16 protein-coding genes are annotated in these 21,434 nt (G+C 63.3%); 12 read left to right on the forward strand and 4 right to left on the reverse strand.

The window, feature by feature from the left end; translation table 11 throughout:
* Window position 1 precedes the first annotated feature (1 nt).
* The 6 genes from ACTG4K_RS18020 (at window position 2) to ACTG4K_RS18045 (ending at window position 6,475) form a co-directional block, all read left to right on the forward strand.
* The gene (locus tag ACTG4K_RS18020) at window positions 2-1,078 is read left to right on the forward strand and encodes a branched-chain amino acid ABC transporter permease (RefSeq protein ID WP_439115605.1); all 1,077 of its coding nucleotides are present in this window, start codon (window positions 2-4) and stop codon (window positions 1,076-1,078) included.
* Window positions 1,079-1,229: 151 nt separating this feature from the next.
* Window positions 1,230-2,567, forward strand: a complete 1,338-nt coding sequence (locus tag ACTG4K_RS18025; protein WP_439115606.1) for an ABC transporter substrate-binding protein — start codon at window positions 1,230-1,232, stop codon at window positions 2,565-2,567.
* A gap of 102 nt (window positions 2,568-2,669) precedes the next feature.
* Window positions 2,670-3,479 (forward strand): ABC transporter ATP-binding protein, encoded by an 810-nt coding sequence (locus tag ACTG4K_RS18030; protein ID WP_439115607.1) that lies wholly within the window; start codon window positions 2,670-2,672, stop codon window positions 3,477-3,479.
* A 201-nt stretch (window positions 3,480-3,680) separates the two neighbouring features.
* Window positions 3,681-4,934, forward strand: coding sequence for a phenylacetate--CoA ligase family protein (locus ACTG4K_RS18035; protein WP_439115608.1), 1,254 nt, complete (start codon window positions 3,681-3,683; stop codon window positions 4,932-4,934).
* Between the two features lie 121 nt (window positions 4,935-5,055).
* Window positions 5,056-6,039 (forward strand): tripartite tricarboxylate transporter substrate-binding protein, encoded by a 984-nt coding sequence (locus ACTG4K_RS18040; protein WP_439115609.1) that lies wholly within the window; start codon window positions 5,056-5,058, stop codon window positions 6,037-6,039.
* Between the two features lie 196 nt (window positions 6,040-6,235).
* Window positions 6,236-6,475, forward strand: coding sequence for a tripartite tricarboxylate transporter substrate-binding protein (locus ACTG4K_RS18045; RefSeq protein ID WP_439115610.1), 240 nt, complete (start codon window positions 6,236-6,238; stop codon window positions 6,473-6,475).
* A gap of 72 nt (window positions 6,476-6,547) precedes the next feature.
* Here ACTG4K_RS18045 and ACTG4K_RS18050 read toward each other — a convergent pair whose 3' ends face one another.
* Complete coding sequence (locus ACTG4K_RS18050; protein ID WP_439115611.1) at window positions 6,548-6,874, reverse strand: DUF1840 domain-containing protein; 327 nt, start codon at window positions 6,872-6,874, stop codon at window positions 6,548-6,550.
* A 168-nt stretch (window positions 6,875-7,042) separates the two neighbouring features.
* Here ACTG4K_RS18050 and ACTG4K_RS18055 point away from each other — a divergent pair, with 168 nt between their 5' ends.
* The 6 genes from ACTG4K_RS18055 to ACTG4K_RS18080 all read left to right on the forward strand — a co-directional run bounded on the left by ACTG4K_RS18055 (window position 7,043) and on the right by ACTG4K_RS18080 (window position 14,192).
* A complete protein-coding gene (locus ACTG4K_RS18055) occupies window positions 7,043-9,427 on the forward strand; it encodes a bifunctional salicylyl-CoA 5-hydroxylase/oxidoreductase (protein WP_439115612.1) in 2,385 nt (794 codons plus the stop codon).
* Entirely contained in the window at window positions 9,424-9,930 is a 507-nt protein-coding gene (locus ACTG4K_RS18060; protein WP_439115613.1) for a MarR family winged helix-turn-helix transcriptional regulator, read from the forward strand. The genes ACTG4K_RS18055 and ACTG4K_RS18060 overlap by 4 nt, the downstream gene beginning before the upstream one ends.
* Window positions 9,931-9,935: 5 nt before the next feature.
* Window positions 9,936-10,790: an enoyl-CoA hydratase family protein gene (locus ACTG4K_RS18065; RefSeq protein WP_439115614.1), complete on the forward strand. Its 855-nt coding sequence runs from the start codon at window positions 9,936-9,938 to the stop codon at window positions 10,788-10,790.
* 122 nt (window positions 10,791-10,912) lie between these two features.
* The gene (locus tag ACTG4K_RS18070; RefSeq protein ID WP_439115615.1) at window positions 10,913-12,118 is read left to right on the forward strand and encodes an acyl-CoA dehydrogenase family protein; all 1,206 of its coding nucleotides are present in this window, start codon (window positions 10,913-10,915) and stop codon (window positions 12,116-12,118) included.
* Window positions 12,119-12,132: 14 nt separating this feature from the next.
* Window positions 12,133-13,803, forward strand: coding sequence for an AMP-binding protein (locus tag ACTG4K_RS18075; RefSeq protein WP_439115616.1), 1,671 nt, complete (start codon window positions 12,133-12,135; stop codon window positions 13,801-13,803).
* Window positions 13,800-14,192 (forward strand): RidA family protein, encoded by a 393-nt coding sequence (locus ACTG4K_RS18080; RefSeq protein ID WP_439115617.1) that lies wholly within the window; start codon window positions 13,800-13,802, stop codon window positions 14,190-14,192. The genes ACTG4K_RS18075 and ACTG4K_RS18080 overlap by 4 nt, the downstream gene beginning before the upstream one ends.
* A 98-nt stretch (window positions 14,193-14,290) precedes the next feature.
* Here the strand turns inward: ACTG4K_RS18080 and ACTG4K_RS18085 are convergent, their stop codons facing one another.
* From ACTG4K_RS18085 to ACTG4K_RS18095, 3 genes are all read right to left on the reverse strand, one after another.
* Complete coding sequence (locus ACTG4K_RS18085; RefSeq protein WP_439115618.1) at window positions 14,291-15,343, reverse strand: OmpA family protein; 1,053 nt, start codon at window positions 15,341-15,343, stop codon at window positions 14,291-14,293.
* Window positions 15,344-15,435: 92 nt separating this feature from the next.
* A complete protein-coding gene (locus ACTG4K_RS18090; protein WP_439115619.1) occupies window positions 15,436-18,693 on the reverse strand; it encodes a hypothetical protein in 3,258 nt (1,085 codons plus the stop codon).
* Window positions 18,694-18,719: 26 nt separating this feature from the next.
* Window positions 18,720-21,398, reverse strand: a complete 2,679-nt coding sequence (locus ACTG4K_RS18095) for an SdrD B-like domain-containing protein (RefSeq protein WP_439115620.1) — start codon at window positions 21,396-21,398, stop codon at window positions 18,720-18,722.
* Between the last annotated feature and the right edge of the window lie 36 nt (window positions 21,399-21,434).

Raw genomic sequence — 21,434 nt, forward strand, 5'->3', positions numbered from 1 at the left:
CATGTTTTACAGAGAAAACGGTCAATTCAAGACCTCTTACCGCGCCGATCAGCAGATCTTCCCCATCGCTCAAGACCGCTGGGCCGTGCTGGCACTTATTGCGTTTGCCTTCATTGGCGTACCGATGCTGGCAGACGAATACATGTTCCGCGCCATCCTGATCCCGTTCCTGATCCTGGCGCTGGCGGCTTTGGGTGTGAACATTCTGGTGGGCTACTGCGGACAGATTTCCCTGGGCTCGGGAGCCTTCATGGCAGTGGGCGCCTACATGGCCTACAACACCTACATCCGCATCGACGGCATGCCGCTGATCGTGGCGCTGCTGTCGGGTGGATTCTTTGCCACCCTCGTGGGCATGTTCTTCGGCATTCCCAGTTTGCGGGTGAAGGGCTTGTACCTGGCAGTGGCCACGCTGGCAGCGCAGTTTTTTTGTGACTGGGCCTTCAGCCGGATCAGCTGGTTCACCAACAACAGCACATCCGGTTCGGTTTCAGTGTCGAACCTGAGCGTGCTGGGCTGGCGCATTGACACCCCGGTCGAAAAATACCTGTTCTGCCTGGCCTTCCTAGTGGTCTTTGGCTTGCTGGCGAAAAACCTGGTGCGCTCGGCCATTGGCCGCGAGTGGATGGCCATCCGCGACATGGACGTGGCCGCAGCCGTGATCGGTATTCGACCCATGTACGCCAAGCTCAGTGCGTTTGCGGTCAGCTCTTTCATCATCGGCGTGGCCGGTGGTCTGTGGGGCTTTGTGCACCTGGGTTCGTGGGAGCCGGCCGCTTTCTCCATTGACCGCTCGTTCCAGCTGCTGTTCATGGTGATCATCGGCGGCATGGGCTCCATCATGGGCAGCTTCTTTGGTGCAGCGTTCATTGTGGTGCTGCCCATTTTCCTGAATCAGTTCCTGCCCGCCTTGGGCTCGCTCTTCGGGGTTGAAATTTCGACGGCGCTGGTATCGCACGCCGAGTACATGGTTTTTGGCGCACTCATCGTCTGGTTCCTGATCGTGGAACCCCACGGCCTGGCCAAGCTGTGGAGCGTGGCCAAGCAAAAGTTGCGGTTGTGGCCTTTCCCGCACTGACGTCACCTGGTCTGCAAACCTCGCGCTACCAGGGGAAGCCCTATGGGGATTTCCCCGATGCGAGCGTTGGGCAGACGCGTTGAACTGACAGGCTCTTGATTGGTTTTTTGTGTTGGTTTGTGTGTTGGTTTTTCCTTAGGAGACAAATGTGATGAAACTTCGTAACCTTGCCCTCTCTGTGTCCTTGGTCTGTGCTGGACTTTCGTCCGCCATGCTGTCTACCGCCGCGCTGGCGCAAGAAAAGGTGCAATTCTTCCCCGTGTTGTCCGGCCGCACCGGTCCTGTCGCCCCCAACGCAACGCCTTGGGCCAACGGGCACAACGACTACATGAAGCTGGTGAACGAACGCGGCGGCATCAACGGCGTCAAGACACTCGTTGAAGAATGTGAAACCGCTTACGCCACGGACCGCGGTGTGGAGTGCTACGAACGGTTGAAGGGCAAACATGGCGGCGCCACAGTGTTCCAGCCGCTGTCCACTGGCATCACGTTTGCGCTGACCGAAAAGATTCCTGGCGACAAAATTCCCATGATCACCTCGGGCTACGGTCGCAGCGACTCGGCCGACGGTGGCGTGTTCAAGTGGAATTTCCCCTTGATCGGTCACTACTGGGTGGCCGGAGACACCGTGCTCCAGCACATTGCCAAGACACAAGGTGGCTGGGCCAACCTGAAGGGTAAAAAGATCGGCGTGGCTTACCACGACAGCCCGTTCGGCAAAGAACTGCTGCCCATCATGCAAGAGCGCGCGGCCATGCATGGCTTCACGCTGCAGTTGCTGCCCATCCCTGCACCAGGTGTGGAGCAAAAGGCCATCTGGTTGCAGGTGCGCCAGCAGCGTCCTGACTTTGTGGTGCTGCAAACCTGGGGCGTGATGACCGCAACCTCCATCAAAGAGGCCGTGGCCACGGGTTACCCGCGTGAAAAGATGTTCGGCACCTGGTGGTCGGGCGCAGAACCTGATCTGAAGGACGTGGCACAAGGTGCCAAAGGCTACAGCGCGGTGATGATGCAGCACGGCGCCGAATACGAGTCCGCCGTGGTGAAGGAAATCCTGCAGAAAGTGCACGCCAAAGGCCAGGGCACCGGACCGAAAGAAGAAGTGGGCTCGGTGCTTTACATGCGTGGCGTCGTCGGTGCCATGCTGGCTGTCGAAGGCGTGCGAGCCGCCCAGGAAAAATACGGCAAGGGCAAAGTCATCACGGGTGAACAGGCCCGCTGGGGTTACGAGAACCTGAACTTGACCCAGGCCAAGCTGGATGCGCTTGGTTTCAAGGGCGTGATGCGCCCCGTGTCCACCTCTTGTGCTGACCACATGGGTTCCGCCTGGACCCGTGTGCACACCTGGGATGGCAGCAAGTTCGTCTGGGCTTCCGACTGGCTGCAGGCCGATGAGCAAATCATTCGTCCGTTGGTCAAGGCCTCTGCAGACAAATACGCTGCCGAGAAGAAGCTGACCCGCCGCACCCCGGCCGACTGCCAGTCCTGATAGGACCTTTGCCCTGCCCAACCGGGCAGGGCGCGGCCCTCGCGGGCCGCCAGCCGACAGGGCTGCACCGCAGCCTTGTCGATTGGTCAAAGGAAAAAGCACATGGAACCCACCAAATCCGTTCTCAACGTCAATGGCATCGAGGTCATCTACAACCACGTGATCCTGGTGCTCAAGGGCGTTTCGCTCAACGTGCCCGAGGGCAAAATCGCGGCGGTGCTGGGCGGCAACGGCGCCGGCAAAACCACCACGCTGCGAGCCATCTCCAACCTGCTCAAGGCCGAGCGCGGCGAGGTCACCAAAGGCAGCATCGAGCTGCGCGGTGAGCGCATCGAAAACCTCACGCCGGCCGACCTGGTGAACCGGGGCGTGGTGCAGGTGATGGAAGGCCGGCACTGCTTTGCCCACCTGACCATTGAAGAAAACCTGATGACGGGCTCATACACCCGCAACGACAAGGCCGAGATCGCGCGCAACCTGGAGAAGGTTTACAACTATTTCCCGCGCCTGAAAACCCGCCGCACCAGCCAGGCGGCCTACACCTCGGGCGGCGAGCAGCAGATGTGTGCCATTGGCCGCGCACTCATGACCAACCCGAGCGTGATGCTGCTGGACGAGCCGTCCATGGGCTTGGCGCCGCAAATTGTGGAAGAGGTGTTCGAGATCGTGAAAGACCTCAACACCAAAGAAAAAGTGACCTTCCTGATCGCCGAGCAAAACACCAACATGGCACTGAAGTACGCCGACTACGGCTACATCATGGAAAGCGGCCGCATCGTGATGGATGGCGCCGCCAGCGACCTGCGCAACAACGAGGACGTGAAAGAGTTTTATCTGGGCATGGGCGGCGGTGAGCGCAAGTCGTTCAAGGACGTGAAGAGCTACAAACGGCGCAAGCGCTGGCTCGCTTGATGGCACACCCCCGCGCCGCAGGATTTATGGCCCACCCCCGAGCCGCCTATGGCGTCACCCCCTCCAGGGGGCAACGCTGGCGGCCCTGCGAAGCCGGTTCCGCGGCGTTCTTGGTTTAAGGCATTGCAGCTGTCCGGTTGAGCCCTTTCTGTGACGTTCTTGGTTTGAGACAGCTCTCCCCCACCTTTTGTGGTTTTGAATATGACCGATTTTTTTGACGCCTTGGAAACCCGTTCGCCTGCTGAGCGTGAAGCGGCGCAGATGGCGATGCTGCCGACCCAGATCGCACACGCTCAGGCGAGCAGCGCGGCCATGGCCGAGATCCTTCAAGGCGTAGATGCCACAACAGTTAACAGCCGCACTGCGCTGGCCTGCCTGCCCGTCACCCGCAAGAGCGAGTTGCTGGAGCGCCAGAAAGCCTTGCGTGCAGCAGGTGGCGATGCCTTTGGCGGCTTTGCGGCACTGGTGCGCGGCCCTGGTATGTCGCGCATTTTTGCCAGCCCAGGCCCCATCTACGAACCCGAAGGCCACACGGCCGACTACTGGCGCACCGGGCGGGCCCTGTACGCGGCCGGTTTTCGCTCAGGCGAACTGGTGCACAACAGCTTCAGCTACCACATGACACCGGGCGCGTTCATTCTGGAGTCGGGCGCTCATGCGGTGGGTTGCACCGTATTTCCGGCCGGCACCGGCCAGACCGAGCAACAGCTCGAAGCCATGCTTGACCTGAAGCCCAACGGCTACACCGGCACGCCCAGCTTTCTGCGCATACTGCTCGAGAAAGCCCACGAAGCGGGCGCTGACATTTCGGGGCTGAACAAGGCATCGGTGGGCGGCGAAGCCTGCCCGCCCAGCCTGACAGCCTGGTTCAAAGAACAGGGTGTGGACGTGTACCAGACCTACGCCACGGCCGACCTGGGATTGGTGGCTTACGAGACCAGCGCACGCGAAGGCCTCGTGCTGGAAGAGAGCGTGATCGTGGAAATCGTGCGACCCGGCACCGGCGACCCGGTGCCCGAGGGTGAAGTGGGTGAACTGGTAGTGACCACGCTCAACCCCGCTTACCCGCTGGTGCGGTTTGGTACCGGCGACCTGTCGGCCATCTTGCCCGGCAGCTGCCCCACCGGCCGCACCGCGCCGCGCATCAAGGGCTGGATGGGCCGCGCCGACCAGACCACCAAGATCAAAGGCATGTTTGTGCACCCCTCACAAGTGGCCGACATTGCCCGCCGTTTTCCCCAAGTGTGCAAGGCCCGGCTGGTGGTGAGCGGCGAGATGGCCAACGACGCCATGTGCCTGCAGGTAGAAGCGGCCGAAGCGCTGCAGGGCCTGAGCGAGCAGATTGAAGCCGTGATGCGCGACGTGACCAAACTGCGCGGCGCCGTGCAGGTGGTCAGCCCAGGCACACTGCCCAACGACGGCAAGGTCATCGAAGACGCACGGAGTTACAAATAAGCACTACTTACAGCCCGATTCAAAGGGTTTCCCCTCATGCCCGCCTAAGTAATTACCGCGATTTCCCGAAAGGCTCGAAGGGCTAACATCGAGCCGTGACCAACCTTTCAGGAACATCCGCATGAAAAAGATTTTTGCCCTGGCCTTGACGGCTGCTGTCTCGGTGAGCGCTTTCGCACAGGAATTTCCGGCCAAGCCAATCACCATCGTGGTGCCTTTCGCAGCCGGTGGCCCAACCGACCTGGTTGCGCGCCAGCTGGCTGAAGCCATGCGCAAGCCGCTGGGCGGCGCCAACATCATTGTGGAAAATGCAGCGGGCGCAGGCGGCACCATTGGCGCCACCAAGGTAGCCCGTGCCACGCCCGATGGCCACACGCTGCTGGTCTGGCATATCGGCATGGCCGCCACCGCAGGCCTGTACCGCAAGCTGCCCTACAAGCCGCTCGAAGACTTCGAGTACCTGGGCATGATCAACGATGTGCCCATGACGCTGCTGGGCTCGCCCAAGCTGCCAGCCAACACCTACCGCGACTTCGAAAACTACATCCGCACCAACGGCGGCAAGCTCAACCTGGCCCACGCTGGCTTGGGTTCAGCGTCGCACCTGTGCGGTCTGATGTGGCAGTCGGCCGTGAAGCTGGACAAGTCCATGACCACCATCGCCTACCGTGGCACCGGCCCGGCCATGAACGACCTGATCGGCGGTCAGGTGGACGTGATGTGCGACCAGACCACCAACACCACCAGCCAGATTGAAGGCGGCCGCGTGAAGGCCTTTGCGGTGACCACGGCCAAGCCGCTGTCCGGCCACAAACTGCTGAAGGACTACCCATCGCTGCAGGAAATGGGTCTCAAGGGCTTTGACCTGACGATCTGGCACGCCATGTACGCCCCCAAGGGTACGCCTGCCGCCGTGACCAAAAAGCTCAACGATGCGCTGCAAGTGGCACTGAAAGACCCCGAGTTCATCAAGCGCCAGGAAGCGCTGGGCGCCTTGGTCACGAAAGACAGCCGTGTGACGCCAGCCGGCCACAAAGCCTTCGTGGCCAGTGAAATCACCAAGCTGAAGACCGTGATTGACGCCGCTGGCCAGTTCGCTGACTGATCCGGGCAACCCAGGCACACCCCGCGCCATCCGGTCGGGTTTGCTGAGCGCCACAAGCCGCCTTCGGGCGGCTTTTTTCGTGGCCGCCTGGCATCCACACCGTGGCCAAGCTTATCCGCTGCGGCGAGGCCAACCCGGGCCAGCTGAACTTGGCGTCAAGCGGCAACGGCACACCGAATCACCTGGCGGGCGAGCGGTGCACGTCCCGCACCGTGCCGAGGCCAGTGGGCTGGTCGGCTTTGAAGCCCGTTCGTGGTTTGGCCTGCAGGCCCCAGCAGGCACGCCGCCTGCGGTCGTGAGCCGCAGCCAGCAAGCCGTGGCCAAAGCATTGAATGTGCCGGCCATCAAGAGGCGCCTCACGGCGCAGGGTGCCATGACCGCCAGCAACGCCTCACAGGCGTTCACCGGCCTGATGGCGGCCGGCACAGCCCAATAGGCGCCCGTGGTGAAGGCGTCGGGTGCACGGGTGGACGGACGCCACACTGGGCTGCGGCACCAAACGCGTGCGTTACACGCCCCAGACGATTTCGACCCCAGCCTGCTCGCAGCGCTGCAGCATCTCGATGAACGGGGCGCAGCGCAGGCGCAGGCTCACCACATCGAATTCGGGCGGCAGCTCGCCTTTGGCTGCAGCCTCGGCCTTCAGGCGTTTTTGCTCTGCCTCTTCTTGCTCTACCGCTTCGCGCAGGGCCTGCACGGCAGGCGCCATCTGCTCCGGCAAGATGATGCCGGGGCCACTGGGGTCTTTGCCCAGGATCTCCAGCACACGCTGCCCGGTGGGCTCCAGCATCACCAGGTCGCCGGTTTCGCGGGATTTGAATCGGTACAAAGACATGTTGTGCTCCTTGGTCTTAAAACCCATTTTTGCACCAAAGCCGGCCCACCAACACGGCTTGGATCAATGCCACGCCGTTTGACGCTGCGGCGCAGCGCAAAACCCAGGCACGCCAGAGCAGGGTTTTCCCGATTGGCGGCATTTATTTCAAGTCTAAACTAATTAGGCATGAACACCTCCATTTCAGCGCTGCGGCGCATCCTGTGCATCGGTGGCGGCCCGGCGGGTCTGTACTTCGCGCTGCTGATGAAGCGGCGCGACCCCTCGCTCACGGTCACCGTGGTCGAGCGCAACCGGCCGTTTGACACCTTTGGCTGGGGCGTGGTGTTTTCCGACCAGACGCTGCAGAACCTGAAAAAGGCCGACCCGGAGTCGGCACAGCAAATGGCCGATGCGTTCAACCACTGGGACGACATCGAAGTCTTCTACAAAGACCAAAGTGTGCGATCCACCGGCCACGGCTTCATTGGCATTGGGCGCAAGCGCCTGCTCAACATACTGCAGGAACGCTGCTTGGCGCTGGGCGTGAATCTGGTGTTTGAAACGGACGTGACCGACGACCAGGCGCTGGCCGAGCAGTACCAGGCCGACCTGGTGATTGCCAGCGACGGGCTGAACAGCCGCATCCGAACGCGCTACGAAAGCACCTTCCAACCCGACATCGACACGCGCCAATGCCGCTTTGTCTGGCTGGGCACCCACAAGACGTTTGACGCTTTCACCTTCGCTTTCGAGCAAACCGAGCACGGCTGGTTTCAAGCCCACGCCTACAAGTTCGACGCCGACACATCCACCTTCATCGTCGAAGTGCCGGAAGACGTGTGGCAAGCGCACGGCATTGAAAGCATGAGCCAGGAAGACGGTGTGGCCTTTTGCGAGCGGCTGTTTGCCAAGCACCTGGACGGCCACCCGCTCATCAGCAACGCCAAGCACCTGCGAGGCTCGGCCAACTGGATCCGGTTTCCGCGCGTGATCTGCCAGACCTGGGTGCATTGGCAAGACGTGGCGGGCAGGCCCACACCCATCGTGCTGATGGGCGACGCCGCGCACACCGCGCACTTCTCCATTGGCAGCGGCACCAAGCTCGCACTGGAAGACGCAATCGATCTGGCCGACGAGTTCATGAAAAACGCGGGCGCCGACATGGCCACGGTGTTGCAGGGCTACGAAGCACGCCGCAGCGTGGAGGTGCTGAAAATCCAGAATGCAGCGCGCAACTCCACCGAGTGGTTTGAAAACGTGGACCGCTACACCGGGATGGACATTGAGCAGTTCAGCTATTCGCTGCTCACGCGAAGCCAGCGCATCAGCCACGAAAACCTGCGGCTGCGCGACCCGCAATGGCTGGAAGGCTACGAGGCCTGGCTGGAAGCACAAGCCCGGCCCGGCACCGCACCCAAAAAACACCCCACACCGCCCATGCTGCTGCCGCTGAAGGTGCGCAGCGTGGAACTGAAAAACCGCATCGTCGTCTCCCCCATGGCGCAGTACAAGGCCAGCGACGGCGTGGTGGGCGACTGGCACCTGATGCACCTGGGCGCACGCGCTGTGGGTGGTGCTGCGCTGGTGATGGTGGAGATGACCAGCCCGACGCCTGAGGGCCGCATCACGCCCGGCTGCCCAGGGCTGTGGAACGACGCGCAGCAAGCCGCGTTCCAGCGCATCGTGGACTTTGCGCACCAACAGAGCAGCGCCAAGATCGGCATCCAGCTGGGCCACAGCGGCCCCAAAGGCTCGACGCAGCTGGGCTGGGATGCCATCGACGAGCCGCTGCCGGACGGCAATTGGCCGCTGCTGTCGGCCAGCGCCGTGGCCTATGGCGCGCAGAACCAGGTGCCGCGCGCCATGACCCGCGCCGACATGGACACGATGACCGCCGCCTTCGTCGAAGCCACGCAACGCGCGGCCGCCGCCGGCTTTGACTGGCTGGAGCTGCACGCAGCGCACGGCTACCTGCTCTCGGCCTTCATCTGCCCGCTGACCAACCAGCGCACCGACGACTACGGCGGCTCGCTGGAAAACCGCTGCCGCTACCCACTGGAAGTGTTCAGCGCCATGCGCGCGGTGTGGCAGGCCGACAAGCCCATGAGCGTGCGCATCTCGGCGCACGACTGGGCGCCTGGCGGCAACACGCCGGACGACGCGGTCGCCATCGCGCGGCTGTTCAAGGCCGCCGGCTGCGACGTGATCGACGTGTCCTCCGGCCAGACCACGCGGCAGGCCAAGCCGGTGTATGGCCGCATGTACCAGACCCCGTTTGCCGACCGCGTGCGCAACGAAGCTGGCATTTTGACCATGGCGGTGGGCGCCATTTCAGAAGCCGACCACGCCAACAGCATCATCGGTGCTGGGCGCGCCGACCTGTGCGCGGTGGCCCGGCCGCACTTGGCCAACCCGGCCTGGACGCTGCATGAGGCCGCCAAGCTGCAGACCCGCGCGATTGACTGGCCGCGTCCCTACGAGAGCGGGCGCGACCAGCTCTACCGAGAAATTGCCCGCCAGCAAAGCCTGCAGGCGGCCCCCGCCAACCCAGACCCGGCGGAGGCCGCATGAACGCCGACCCGACCCTCGACCTGGAAGCCCGCGCCCACACCGAACACGCTCAAGAGCTGCGGTTGTGGTTGCGCCTGCTCACCTGCTCGCAGCTGATTGAAAAACGCGTGCGCACTGGCTTGCGCGAACAGTTCGACACCACACTGCCGCGCTTTGACCTCATGGCCCAGCTGGAACGCCACCCCGAGGGCCTGAAGATGAAAGAGCTGTCACACCGGCTCATGGTGACCGGCGGCAACGTGACCGGCATCACCGACCAGCTGGTGGCTGAGGGCCTGGTGGAGCGCATGGCGGTGGAAGGCGACCGGCGGGCCTTTCTGGTGCGCCTCACGCCCGCGGGCCGCAGCGCCTTTGAACACATGGCCACGCAGCACGAGCGATGGATCGTCGAGGCCTTTGAAGGCCTGCCACCACGCGACCTCGACCAGCTACACCAGTTGCTCGGCAACGTGAAGCAACACCAACTCGACATCAACCATCGCATGGACGCCGCAGCGGAGTAACCCCTATGAAACACCCCATACCCGACCACAACCCCATGCGCGGCCAGTACAGCGCCATGGCCGATGCCGCGCCCCAGCACTTCGCCCTGCGCGTCGCCCACGGCGTGGCCACCGTCACGCTGAACCGGCCCGAGCGCAAGAACCCGCTCACGTTCGACTCGTACGCCGAGCTGCGCGACTGGTTCCTGGGGCTGCAAAAAGCCACCGATATCCAGGCCGTGGTGCTCACGGGCGCGGGTGACAACTTCTGCTCTGGCGGTGATGTGCACGAGATCATTGGCCCGCTCACAAAAATGACCATGCCCGAGCTGCTGGCCTTCACCCGCATGACGGGCGCGCTGGTGAGCGCCATGCGTGCCTGCCCGCAACCCATCGTGGCGGCACTGGACGGCGTGTGTGCGGGTGCCGGCGCCATGATGGCGCTGGCCAGCGACCTGCGGCTGGGCACGCCAGCCGCTACGGTGGCTTTTCTGTTCACCCGCGTGGGCCTGGCGGGCGCCGACATGGGCGCCTGCGCCCTGCTGCCCCGCATGATCGGCCAGGGCCGCGCCAGCGAACTGCTGTTTACCGGCCGCGCTATGACGGCACCAGAAGGCCACGCCTGGGGCTTCTTCAACGCGCTGCACGACAGCGACGCCTTGCTGCCCGCCGCCCACAAACTGGCTGCGCAACTGGCGCAAGGCCCCACCTTTGCCCACGGCATGACCAAGACCATGCTGCACCAGGAATGGGCCATGACGCTGGACCAAGCCATTGAGGCCGAAGCCCAGGCGCAAGCCATCTGCATGCAAACGCAAGACTTTCGCCGCGCCTACGAGGCGTTTGCCGCCAAACAACGTCCGCAGTTTCAGGGAGACTGAAGCCATGAACACCCCCTGTGCCGCATCGCGTCTTCCTCCAAGGGGGACCGCACCCACGCCCCGGCATAGCCGGTGCCGTGGTGCGAGCTGGATCGACTCCCCCTCACGCCGAGAGCCCTGACATGGTCGCCTTTGAACACCCCCACCCACACGGCGCCCTGGCGCCCACTGCGCACCTGGAACTCCCGTTCTTCGACGACGCTCACCGCGCACTGGCCAACGGCTTGGTGGCCTGGGCGCGCGAGCAACGTGTCGACGAATCCGACGACCGCGCCGCGTGCCGCGAATGGGTGCAGCGCCTGGGCGGAGCCGGCTGGCTGCGCTACTGCGTGCCCGCTGCGCACGGCGGCGCCCTGCCCGCGCTCGATTCGCGCGCGCTGGTGATCCTGCGCGAGACCCTGGCCTACCATTCACCGCTGGCCGACTTCGCGTTCGCCATGCAGGGTTTGGGCAGTGGTGCCATCACGCTCGCCGGTACCGCTGCGCAGCAGGCCGCCTACCTGCCCGCCGTCGCGGCAGGCGCGAAGATCGCGGCCTTTGCATTGAGCGAGCCGGACGCGGGCTCTGATGTGGCCGCCATGGCCCTGCGCGCCATGCCCACCGCCAACGGCTGGCAACTCAACGGCCAGAAAACCTGGATCAGCAACGGCGGCATGGCCGACTTTTATGTGGTGTTCGCCAAGACCGAACCGGACGCCGGCGCTCGCGGCATCAGCGCGTTCATCGTGGACGCCAGCGCCACGGGCCTGGACGCCAGCGCGCACATTCAGGTAATGGCGCCGCACCCGCTGGCCACGCTCACGTTCAGCGACTGTGGCATCGCGCAAGAGGCACTGATCGGCACGGTGAACGGCGGCTTCAAGCTCGCCATGCAAACGCTGGACATCTTCCGCGCCTCCGTGGCGGCTGCGGCGCTGGGCATGGCCCGCCGCGCGTTCGCCGAAGCGGTGGCGCACGCCAAGAGCCGCAAGATGTTCGGCCAGACCCTGGCCGACTTCCAGCTCACGCAAGCCCGGCTGGGCGAGATGAGCGCGCTGATTGAAGCGGCGGCGATGCTCACCTACCGTGCGGCCTGGATGCGCGACTGCAGCAGCACCAGTGGCGCCGGCACACCGGCCTACACGGCGGCAGCCGCCAGCGCCAAGCTCACCGCCACCGAAAACGCGCAGAAGGTCATCGACATGGCGCTGCAAATGTTCGGCGGCCGCGGCGTGCAGGTGGGCAACGTGATCGAACACCTGTACCGCGACATCCGCTCGCTGCGCATCTACGAAGGCGCGAGCGAGGTGCAGTTGCTGATCTTGGGCAAGGCGGCCCTCAAGTCATGACCAAGGAGGCCCACATGCCCACCCATCCCTCCGCCCAGACCGACCGGTTCGTCCACGACCGGCTGCCTCCCCAAGCGCAGTGGCCCCAGCTCACGGATGACCTGCCAGAGCTGAAGCAACTGCCCGCACAGTGCAACCTGGTGCACACGCTGTTCGAGCGCGCGGCAGCCGCAGGCCACAACGATCGCCCGCTGTTTCGCAGCGATCAACGCACGCTGAGCTATGCGCAGGCCCGCGCTGAGGTCAACCGCATCGCGAACGTGCTCACGCTCGACATGGGGCTGGTACCGGGCAACCGCGTGCTGCTGCGCGGCGGCAACTCGGTGGCCATGGCGCTGGCCTGGCTGGCCGTGGTGCAGTCGGGCCTGGTGGCGGTGGCCACCATGCCGCTGCTGCGTGCGAGGGAGCTGGCCGAGATCATGGCCAAAGCGCAACCCTCTGCAGCCCTGTGTGACACCACACTGCAAGACGAGCTCCAGGCCGCACTGGCGGCCAGCCCGGCCACCGCCGCGCTGCCGCTTCGCGTGTTCAACACCGGCGACCCCACCGCGTCCCACGCACTGGAAACGCTGGCCAGCGCACACAGCACCCACGCAACGCCCTGCCCCACTGCCGGCACCGACGTGGCGCTGCTGGCCTTTACCTCGGGCACCACCGGCACACCCAAAGCCGCTGTTCACACCCACCACGATGTGCTTGCCGCCTGCGAAACCTGGCCGCGCCATGTGCTGCGCGCCACGCCCGACGACATCGTCATGGGCTCCCCACCGCTGGCCTTCACCTTTGGGCTGGGCGGCCTGCTGGTGTTTCCCATGTGGGCGGGCGCCTCTGTCTATTTCCCGAGCATTCCGTACACACCGGAAGCCATGGTCAAGCTGATCGGGCAGGTCGGCGCCACCATCTGCTACACCGCACCCACGTTTTACCGCCAAATGGCGCCGTTCGCCCAGACCCACGGCATCGGGCGGCTGCGCATCAGCGTGAGCGCTGGCGAAGGACTGCCCGACGCCACCCGCCAGCTCTGGAAAGCCGCCACCGGACTGGAGATGCTGGACGGCATTGGCGCTACCGAAATGTTTCACATCTTCATCTCGTCGCCGCCCGAGGCGGTGCGTCAAGGTGCGGTGGGCCAGGTGGTACCCGGCTACCAGGCCAAGATCGTCGACGAGGCTGGCGATGCACTGCCACCCGGCAGCGTGGGCCGGCTGGCGGTGAAAGGGCCCACCGGCTGCCGCTACCTGGACGACCCGCGCCAGACGCAGTATGTACAAGGCGGCTGGAATTTCCCGGGCGACGCCTTCAGCCAGGACGCCGACGGCTACTTTTTCTACCAGGCCCGCACCGACGACATGATCATCACCGCCGGCTACAACGTGGCGGGGCCCGAGGTGGAAGCCGCGCTGCTGCAGCACCCGGCCGTGGCCGAGTGTGGCGTGGTGGGCCGCCCCGACGACGAGCGCGGCATGATCGTGGTGGCCTACGTGGTGCTCAAGCCCGGCGAGACCGCCGACGCAGCCCAAACCAAGGTGCTGCAAGACCATGTGAAGCACACCCTGGCGCCCTACAAATATCCCCGCGACGTGGTGTTTGTGCACCAGTTGCCCCGCACCGAGACCGGCAAGCTGCAGCGCTTTGCGCTGCGCAAACTGGCCGCCGATTCAACGACACCCACCGCCCAACCATGAAACACCTGCAACCGCCCGACTGGGCCACCCCCAAGGGCTACGCCAACGGCGTGGCAGCACGCGGCACGCTGATTTTTGTGGGCGGCCAAATTGGCTGGAACGGCGCACAACAGTTTGAGAGCGACGACTTCATCGCCCAGACCCGACAGGCGCTGTCCAACATACACGCCGTGCTGGCCTGCGCCGGCGCCGGCCCCGAACACATGGTGCGCATGACCTGGTACATCGTCAACCGGGACGAGTACAACGCCCGCCTGCGCGAGCTGGGCACGGTTTACCGGGAAGTGATGGGCAAGCACTTCCCCGCCATGACCTGCGTAGAGGTCAGCGCGCTGGTGGAAGACCGGGCCAAGGTGGAAATTGAGGTAACCGCGGTTTTACCCGATTGAGTGGGACGCAACCCACAATGAACTGTAGGCCGTTACTCCAACAAAAACCGCCACCGGTTTGCACCGTGGCGGCATTTTCTCCGCGTTTGCAACGCCGGTTATTTCACACCCAGCACTTCAATCGTCACCCGGCGATTGGGCTGAAGACACACCACCTGAAGCGCCTTGGGTGGCTGCGAGCTGCATTCGACCACCGGCTCGCGCTTGCCACGTCCTGCCGTCGCGGCCGTGCCGGCCTTCACACCCATGTTTTCCAGATAGGCGCGCACTGTGTTGGCGCGTTGCAAAGACAAGGCATCGTTGTACGCCTCGGTGCCCCAGCGGTCGGTGTGGCCGATATAACTGATGGACTCTATGGTGCGGTACTGCTTGAAACGATCGGCCACTTCGCGCAAGCGCTCCAAGCCACCGGGCAACAGGTCGTCGCGCCCCGACTTGTCAAATTTGAACAGCGCGTCGCCCAAAAGCGTCACGCTTTCTTTTTGCAGCATGGGTACAGCAGCTGGTGCAGACACGGGGGCCGCAGCGGCCACCACCACCGGCAGCTGACAGCTGGCCGCTTCCTCGGCCGCACGTCGCACCGCGTCTTCGGCCATGGCCACATGCGGCGTGGCTTGACGCCAGCCGGTTTGCTCTTCCGCATGACCAGCTCGCACCAGCCGCACCTCAGCACAAGCCACGGTGCGTGCGTTGCACCGAAGGGTGGTTGCATTGGCCTTGAAGCCGCTCAGCTTGAGCCACAAGTCGTCGCGCAGCTTGGTGCTATTGGCCACCAGCGGAGTGTCCAGGCCAGCCTTGGCGTTCTTGTCCGCTTCCAGCAACTGCACAATCTTCACGGATTCCAACAGGGAAGCCTCCACGTAGCCTGTCCGGTCATTCTCGTGGTACTGCGTCTTGGCGGTATCGAGCCAGCACTGAGCCTTGGCCAGGGCATAGTTGTTTTGCAGCACACCCGCCTCGTTCAGGGCGCGCAGGCGTTGCTGCACCACCTCGATGGTTTTTCGATCGCCCAGAATGCGCTCATCGGTAATGCGCGCGGCCTGGGGTGCAAGTCCACTGTCCTGGGCAGTAGGAACGGTATCGGACACGCTGGCGCAGCCTGCCAGGGTGAGCACGGACAGCAAAAGGGGAGCAGTGATGTGTGTACGCATAGCGGTGTGGATCGCTTCTGTTCGTTGGCCCGCTGCAGGGCGGGCCTTTGGCGAGGATGATAAATAAGACGCGTGCATGTTCCAGGCGCGCGTCAGGGTGTCGAGGGGACAGGAGTGAGCGTTTTGTTGACGCTGGCATCTTTGCCACGGAACAGGTCTTCGTCGAACTTGTAGCGCATGCCGAGCACCCAACCACGGTTGGTGTAGTCGCTGCCGGAGAGGTCCTTGTCGGTGAAGCCGCGCCAGTTGTAGCCAAGTGTCGCCCACAGGTTGTCCATCAACACGTAACCCACCTCAAGACCGTAGGCGTATTGGCGCTCACCCCCACTGCCCTGCAGCACATTGAACAATCCGCCCACCGACCAGCGGTTGGTGATGTCGTAGGTGACGCGCGTGCCCACCAGCGAGGCGCTGTAGTCGTCGTGCACGGAACCCAGCAGCAGCTCGTTAACCCGCTTGTGTGCAAACCGGCCCGACACCCACCAAGGGCGGCTGGGGTGGTAGTTGGCACGCAGGCTGACGATGCTGACATCGCGGTCGAGCGATTCGGCACCGGCGGTGTATTCACTGCGCTGCTCCAGCAAGCCCAGCGCATCAAAGCGGTTGCTGTCGACAGGCCGGTAGGCAAAGCCCACCTGGAACCGATTTTGACGCGAGTCACCTCCGGCGGCAGTGCGCGGGCTGACCTGGTTGAAATAGTCACGGGCCAGCATCGTCCAGTCGCGATCAAGCTTGCGCGCCACGCCCAGCGTCACCAGGTGATTGGTGTTGTCGGCGTCCTGGCGCCATTCAATGCGGCCTGAAGTTTTCCAGAGTTCGCTACCGGTGTATTCCAGACCTGCAGCCAGGGCGGTTGCGTTGCCGCTGGACGCCGTCAGGCGCTCGGCGTTGGTCACCAGACGCAAACCCTCGCTCAACACCCAGCCATTGCGCAAGCCAACTGCGGCCTGAATGTCCTTGCCCGACTCGGCGTCGCGCAGACGGTATTCGCTGTAGAGCGAGCCGTCTTGCGTGTATTGGGTGTCCACGCCCAAGGCAAAGGCACTGGCTGCATCGCCAACGCCCAGGCCATAGGCGCCGCCGAATTCACGCGAACGTTCGTAGCGACCGTACAGACGGGTTTTGTCGGCAACGCGCCAGTCGGCGCCCACGCGATACAGATTGGTGCCGTCGGTGCCCAATTCACGCTGCAACTCGCCGCTGAAGGTGAGCGTATCGGTCATTTTGTATGCGGCCCGGCCGTAAACCGACGTGCGATCCAAGTCTTCGGGCGCAGTAGCGGCAACACCTGTAATGGGCGAACACACCACGGGGCGGCCCGTGGCGGGGTCGATGGACTGGTTTCCCACCTGGTTGATACCAAAGCCGCTGTTGTAGCCGGTGGCCCCGGTGGTTGCAGTGGTGTCGGTGGAGCACACACTGGTGCTCAGACTGGACAGGCTGGCCGCGCTTTCTTTCACTGCGCGAACGCCGCCACCCAAAGTCAGCCGCTCCGTCATGCTGTAGTCAGCGCCCAGCGCCAGCGCCTGTGTCGCGTTGTCCACGCCAGCACGGGTCAGCGTCGAATCGAGCTCATCTTGGGAGCGCAGGTATTCGGCGTTTACCGTCAAGTCGTCGCTGGCCTTGTAAGCGGCTGAGGCACCCAGCTCGGTACGACCACCGGTGATACCGGCCGCGCTGTTGTTGAAGTCTTCGCTGGCGCGAGCGGCGTGGACCCGCGCACGCAGTTGCTCGTCAACATGGCGAATCTCGATGCGCGCCGCGTTGCCGCTCACTTCGCCGCTCTTCCCGTCAAAATTGTTGCTGGTGTTGACGTTGAAGCCGCTGGCGCCAGCGTTAACCAAGCTGTGCGTACGAGCCACTTCAGCAATGACCTCGGTCTTGTCGCTCAGCTTGAGCTGCAGGCTGGCGCCCAACACGGAATAAGGCGCCTCGGGGTTTTCATCCTTGGCTGCAGCCACGCCCAGCGTCAGGCGGTCGGTCAAGGCCAGCTTTAGGTCGCCGCCGTACACAAGAAAGTTCTCGCCGCCTTGGTCCACTTCGTAAGTGACCCGGATGGACACCGGATTGAGCTGATCGTCAACACTGGGCACCGGGGAGCGAAACAAAATTTGGCCACTGAATGGCTCAAACGCGTAGTCGCTGTCGCGGGCAAGGGCTGTGGTCTTGAGGATGCGGCTGGGCTGGTTGCGGTCGCGCACCACAATCTCAATTTTCTCGGAACCGGTAACGCCGTTGGGGTTGGACACCGTGTAGGGCCCTGAGACGCCGCGCGCAGGGAACTCGTCGATCACCTGGCGCAGGGTATCTTGCGCCACAAAGGCGTTGGCCGTGACGGGACCATCTTCATAGCGGCCGCTTAGGCCTGCGAGCGATCGGCTGTATTGGCTCAAGCGGCGAGCGGCGTTGCCATCTGCGGTGGTGTAGTCGCCGTACAGCAAGAAGCTTCGGTTGCGATCAATCCGCACATAGAGCTTTTCAGAACTCTGTGCGTCTACGCCTCGGATGCTGGCATCACCATACACCGGGTAGAAAGCGTTGGGATCCACCTCTTGAAACAGCTGGCGATCGGTGTCTTTGTCAGAGTCGTAAGCCAAGGTCAGCAGGTAATCGCCCTTGATCTTGCCTTTGAGGTAGACGGCTGCGCGGGCGCCAGCGCGGGTTTTCCCACCGCTGAACTCTTTGGTAAATCCCTTGAGCTCGGTATCGAAGGTGTCGTCTTCGCGCACCGGAACAATCTGGCTGGGGTCAAATTTGTCTGAGCGCAATCGTCCCTCGATCAGCCCCACTGCGATCATTTCGCGAAGTTCGGGCAGGTAACGCAGCGTCACCTGCTCAGCGGAACCTTTGACCGAGACCCGCAACAGCACCGCTTCGGGTTTGTAGGGCGCCATCAGCTTGAAACGCAAGATGCCGCCACTCACGGTGGCCTGCACGCCAGGGGTGATGCGGTCGATATCGCCACGGTCTGCGCCCGACTCAGACGTCTTGCGCCCGGGCAACAAAACACGCGCACCACCACTGACCTCAATCGTCACTTCTACTTCAGTGGTCACCAACTGACCATCTTTGTCCTTTAGGGTCACCACCACCTCGTTGAACCCAACGCCGTCAGCGGGCAAGTTGTCTGCCGCCGCCTGAACTTGGATGGTTTCAACAGGCGAGTCGAGACGCTGAAGGAAAGAAGTGAACGGACGCGGACCGACAGTGGCTTGGCCACCAGAAGCAAACAGGCTGGCCGTATCGACCACGTCAGCGCTGGTGGTGTTGTCGGCAGGCTGAGAGAAAGCGGCTGAAGCCAGCAGAGCGGCCGCAAGGGCTACAGGAGTCTTGTTGATCACTTGAGTCAAACACCGGTTCTGGTTAGTGCGGGCCTTCATTTCACAGCCCTCCCCTGGACGGACGCGTCCACACTGTCCTGGCGTGTCGCCGGCAGTATCTGCTGCGCAGGCATCTCCCCTCCCGGCTGGAGCTTGTAGTCGGCACCCTTCTCGGCTTCGGGCGCGAAGATACTGCCCTGGGCGCGGCGGACCTTGGTCTGGTCCATGACATCCACCGAACACGATCCTTCGATGAAGTCGGCACGGGCCATCTCACCACCCTTCATGTCAACGAACAAGCTATTGCCATCACCTGCGTTGCGGTTGCTTGAGGGCAACATGCGCGCGCCTTTGGGCAGGGTGCTGCGGTCGACTTTGATCACATGCGTTTGCGATTTCACACCACAGACGCTGTACTTGCCTTCGCTGTCGGTCACAACATAAGAGCCGTCCAGCATCACAAGGCGCACACCCGGAATGCCGATTTCGCGGCTACCGCCCACGTTGTTCTGTGCATGATTCCCGTCGCAGTCCACGTAAACCTTGCCAACGATGCAGCCTTCGTTACTAAACACGCCGCCCTGCACCTTGACTTTGAAGGCTGCGGTGTTGGAACGTACGGGACCCGAAGGACCATTAAACACGGCGACCGCACGGTTGGTACCGTCGCCCTGCTGCGAGCCCACACCCAGGCGCACGAAGTAGCTGAACTCCACCGTGGCACTCGCAGCCATATCACCCAGCGCGAACACCAACGATCGGCCTGCTGCACCGGCCGGGTCGGTCATGGCGACATCACCCAACCGTGCCGTACCCGGGATGTACCGGAAACCTGCAGGCAGTGCGTCTTCAATCACGACACCTGGAACCAAAACACCGCTCGTGTTTTGAACACGGATCGTGTAACGCAGCGAGTCGCCCAGCTCAGCAACTGACTTGTCAGCCGCCTTGCTAACCAGCAGAACACCCGCACCCAAGGGGTCAAGCGGGATATGGTTGTTCACCACGCCCTTGCGATTAGGAGCCAGAACAAACTCCAAGAAATACTGGGTACCAGGGCTACCCACGGACGCCGGTGCGTTGATGGACGCGCTGGGTGGCAGTACATTGGGCTGAATAGCCACCTCCTCGCCGCCAAATCCCAGCGGAGACTGGAAAACGCCACCCGCCAGAATAGAGCCCTCTGCCGGCAAGCCGGGCGCCACACCTGGTGAGGCCAGACTGGATGCTGGCACCGGCAGGTAACCAGAAGGCGCCGTGATGCCTAGGCGATAGCGTCCTTCAGGCGCGCCAGGCAACAGATCAAAGCGGTAGTGACCATCAGCCGCTGTCGTCATGGTGGATGCACCTTGCACCAACAGCGATCCATCCACAGGCTGACCATTGGGCCCGATCAGCGTAACGATCGCCCCAGCCACCGTCTGACGGGTCACTGCATCGTAAACCCGGCCACTAGGGTCGATCGGCAAGTTCTGCTCCACCACGTTGTCGCCTGCATAGAGCGTCACGTTGTTGATGGCACCCGCAACAATAGCGCCACCTGACAGCACTGTGGTCGTGGTTCCTGTAGATGCATTCCCGCCCTCGGTGCTCTTGGCTTGGTTGAAGGGCGTACTAACGACCACCTCACCCGACGGGTTCTTAAAGCGAACCGAGTAATCGGTGCCGGGTGTCTGGTTCACAATTTTGTAACTGCCATCAGCAGCCGTCAGAGCCGTCGCGACCACGATAGGCGAGCCAGAATTCCCCTGCAGCAGTTCAACAAGATAGCTAGACAGAGGAACATCAACGCCAGGTTCATAGGTGACAGTGTCACCATTGCCATTGGTATCAAGCCACACTCGGCCTGACAAAGATGCGTTGAGGGTCTTGGACTGGCTATCCCTGTTGTTGGCCAGGTTGCTATCAGGCACGCTGGAATCGGTGATGGTTGCCGTCACGGTTGCACCAGTGCTCGTCATAGGTACGCTCAGGATTACGCTCTCGGTCTGACCCGGCGCCAGCGTATTCACCAAAGTCGTCGTCACACCGTTGACTACAACCGTTGTGGTGAAGGTCACCGTGACGCTGCCTGCGTTGGACAGCGTCACGGTCGTGCTCACGGTCGTGCCCGGTGCGCCCGCAGGAATCGGGTTGACGTTCACGCCTGGGTCGCTGAACAAGGGGGTGAGTTGTTCGCCTCCGGCTTGGTTGTCTACGTCGGTGTTGTTCGCGGTGTTGCTCTCGGGCGTGCTGGTGCCCACCGTGCTGGTGACTTCCAGCACCGTGCCCAGCGTGCTCGGCACGGTGGTGGTGAAGGTTCGGGTAACGCTCGCACCAGGGGCGAGTTCGCCCACGGTGTAGGTGTAGCTCTGCCCGTTGCTCAGCGTGACCGTGCCCACCGTGGCGCTGGCGGTCGTGCCCGCCCCCGCGCTGTTGGTGAACACCACGGTGCCCGTGACCACCGTGCCCGCTGGCGCGTTGGCCGGCAGGTCCACTTCGGTCGTGACGTCAGCAAGCACGGTGCCAGCGATTTCTGTATCGGTGTTGTTGCTCGGGTTGCTGTCGGGCACGCTCGGGGCGCTCACGATGGCCGTCACGGTCGCGCCGGTGCTCGTCAGTGGCACGCTGATGGGCGTGCTTTGGGTGCTCTGGCCTGGCGCCAGGGTCACCGCTGCCAGTGTGCTCGTCACGCCGTTGACCACCACCACGGGGGTGAAGGTCACCGTGACGCTGCCTGCGTTGGACAGCGTCACGGTCGTGCTCACGGTCGTGCCCGGTGCGCCCGCAGG

The sequence above is a fragment of the Hydrogenophaga sp. genome (assembly GCF_965657535.1).
In the GTDB taxonomy this organism is placed as follows: domain Bacteria; phylum Pseudomonadota; class Gammaproteobacteria; order Burkholderiales; family Burkholderiaceae_C; genus Hydrogenophaga.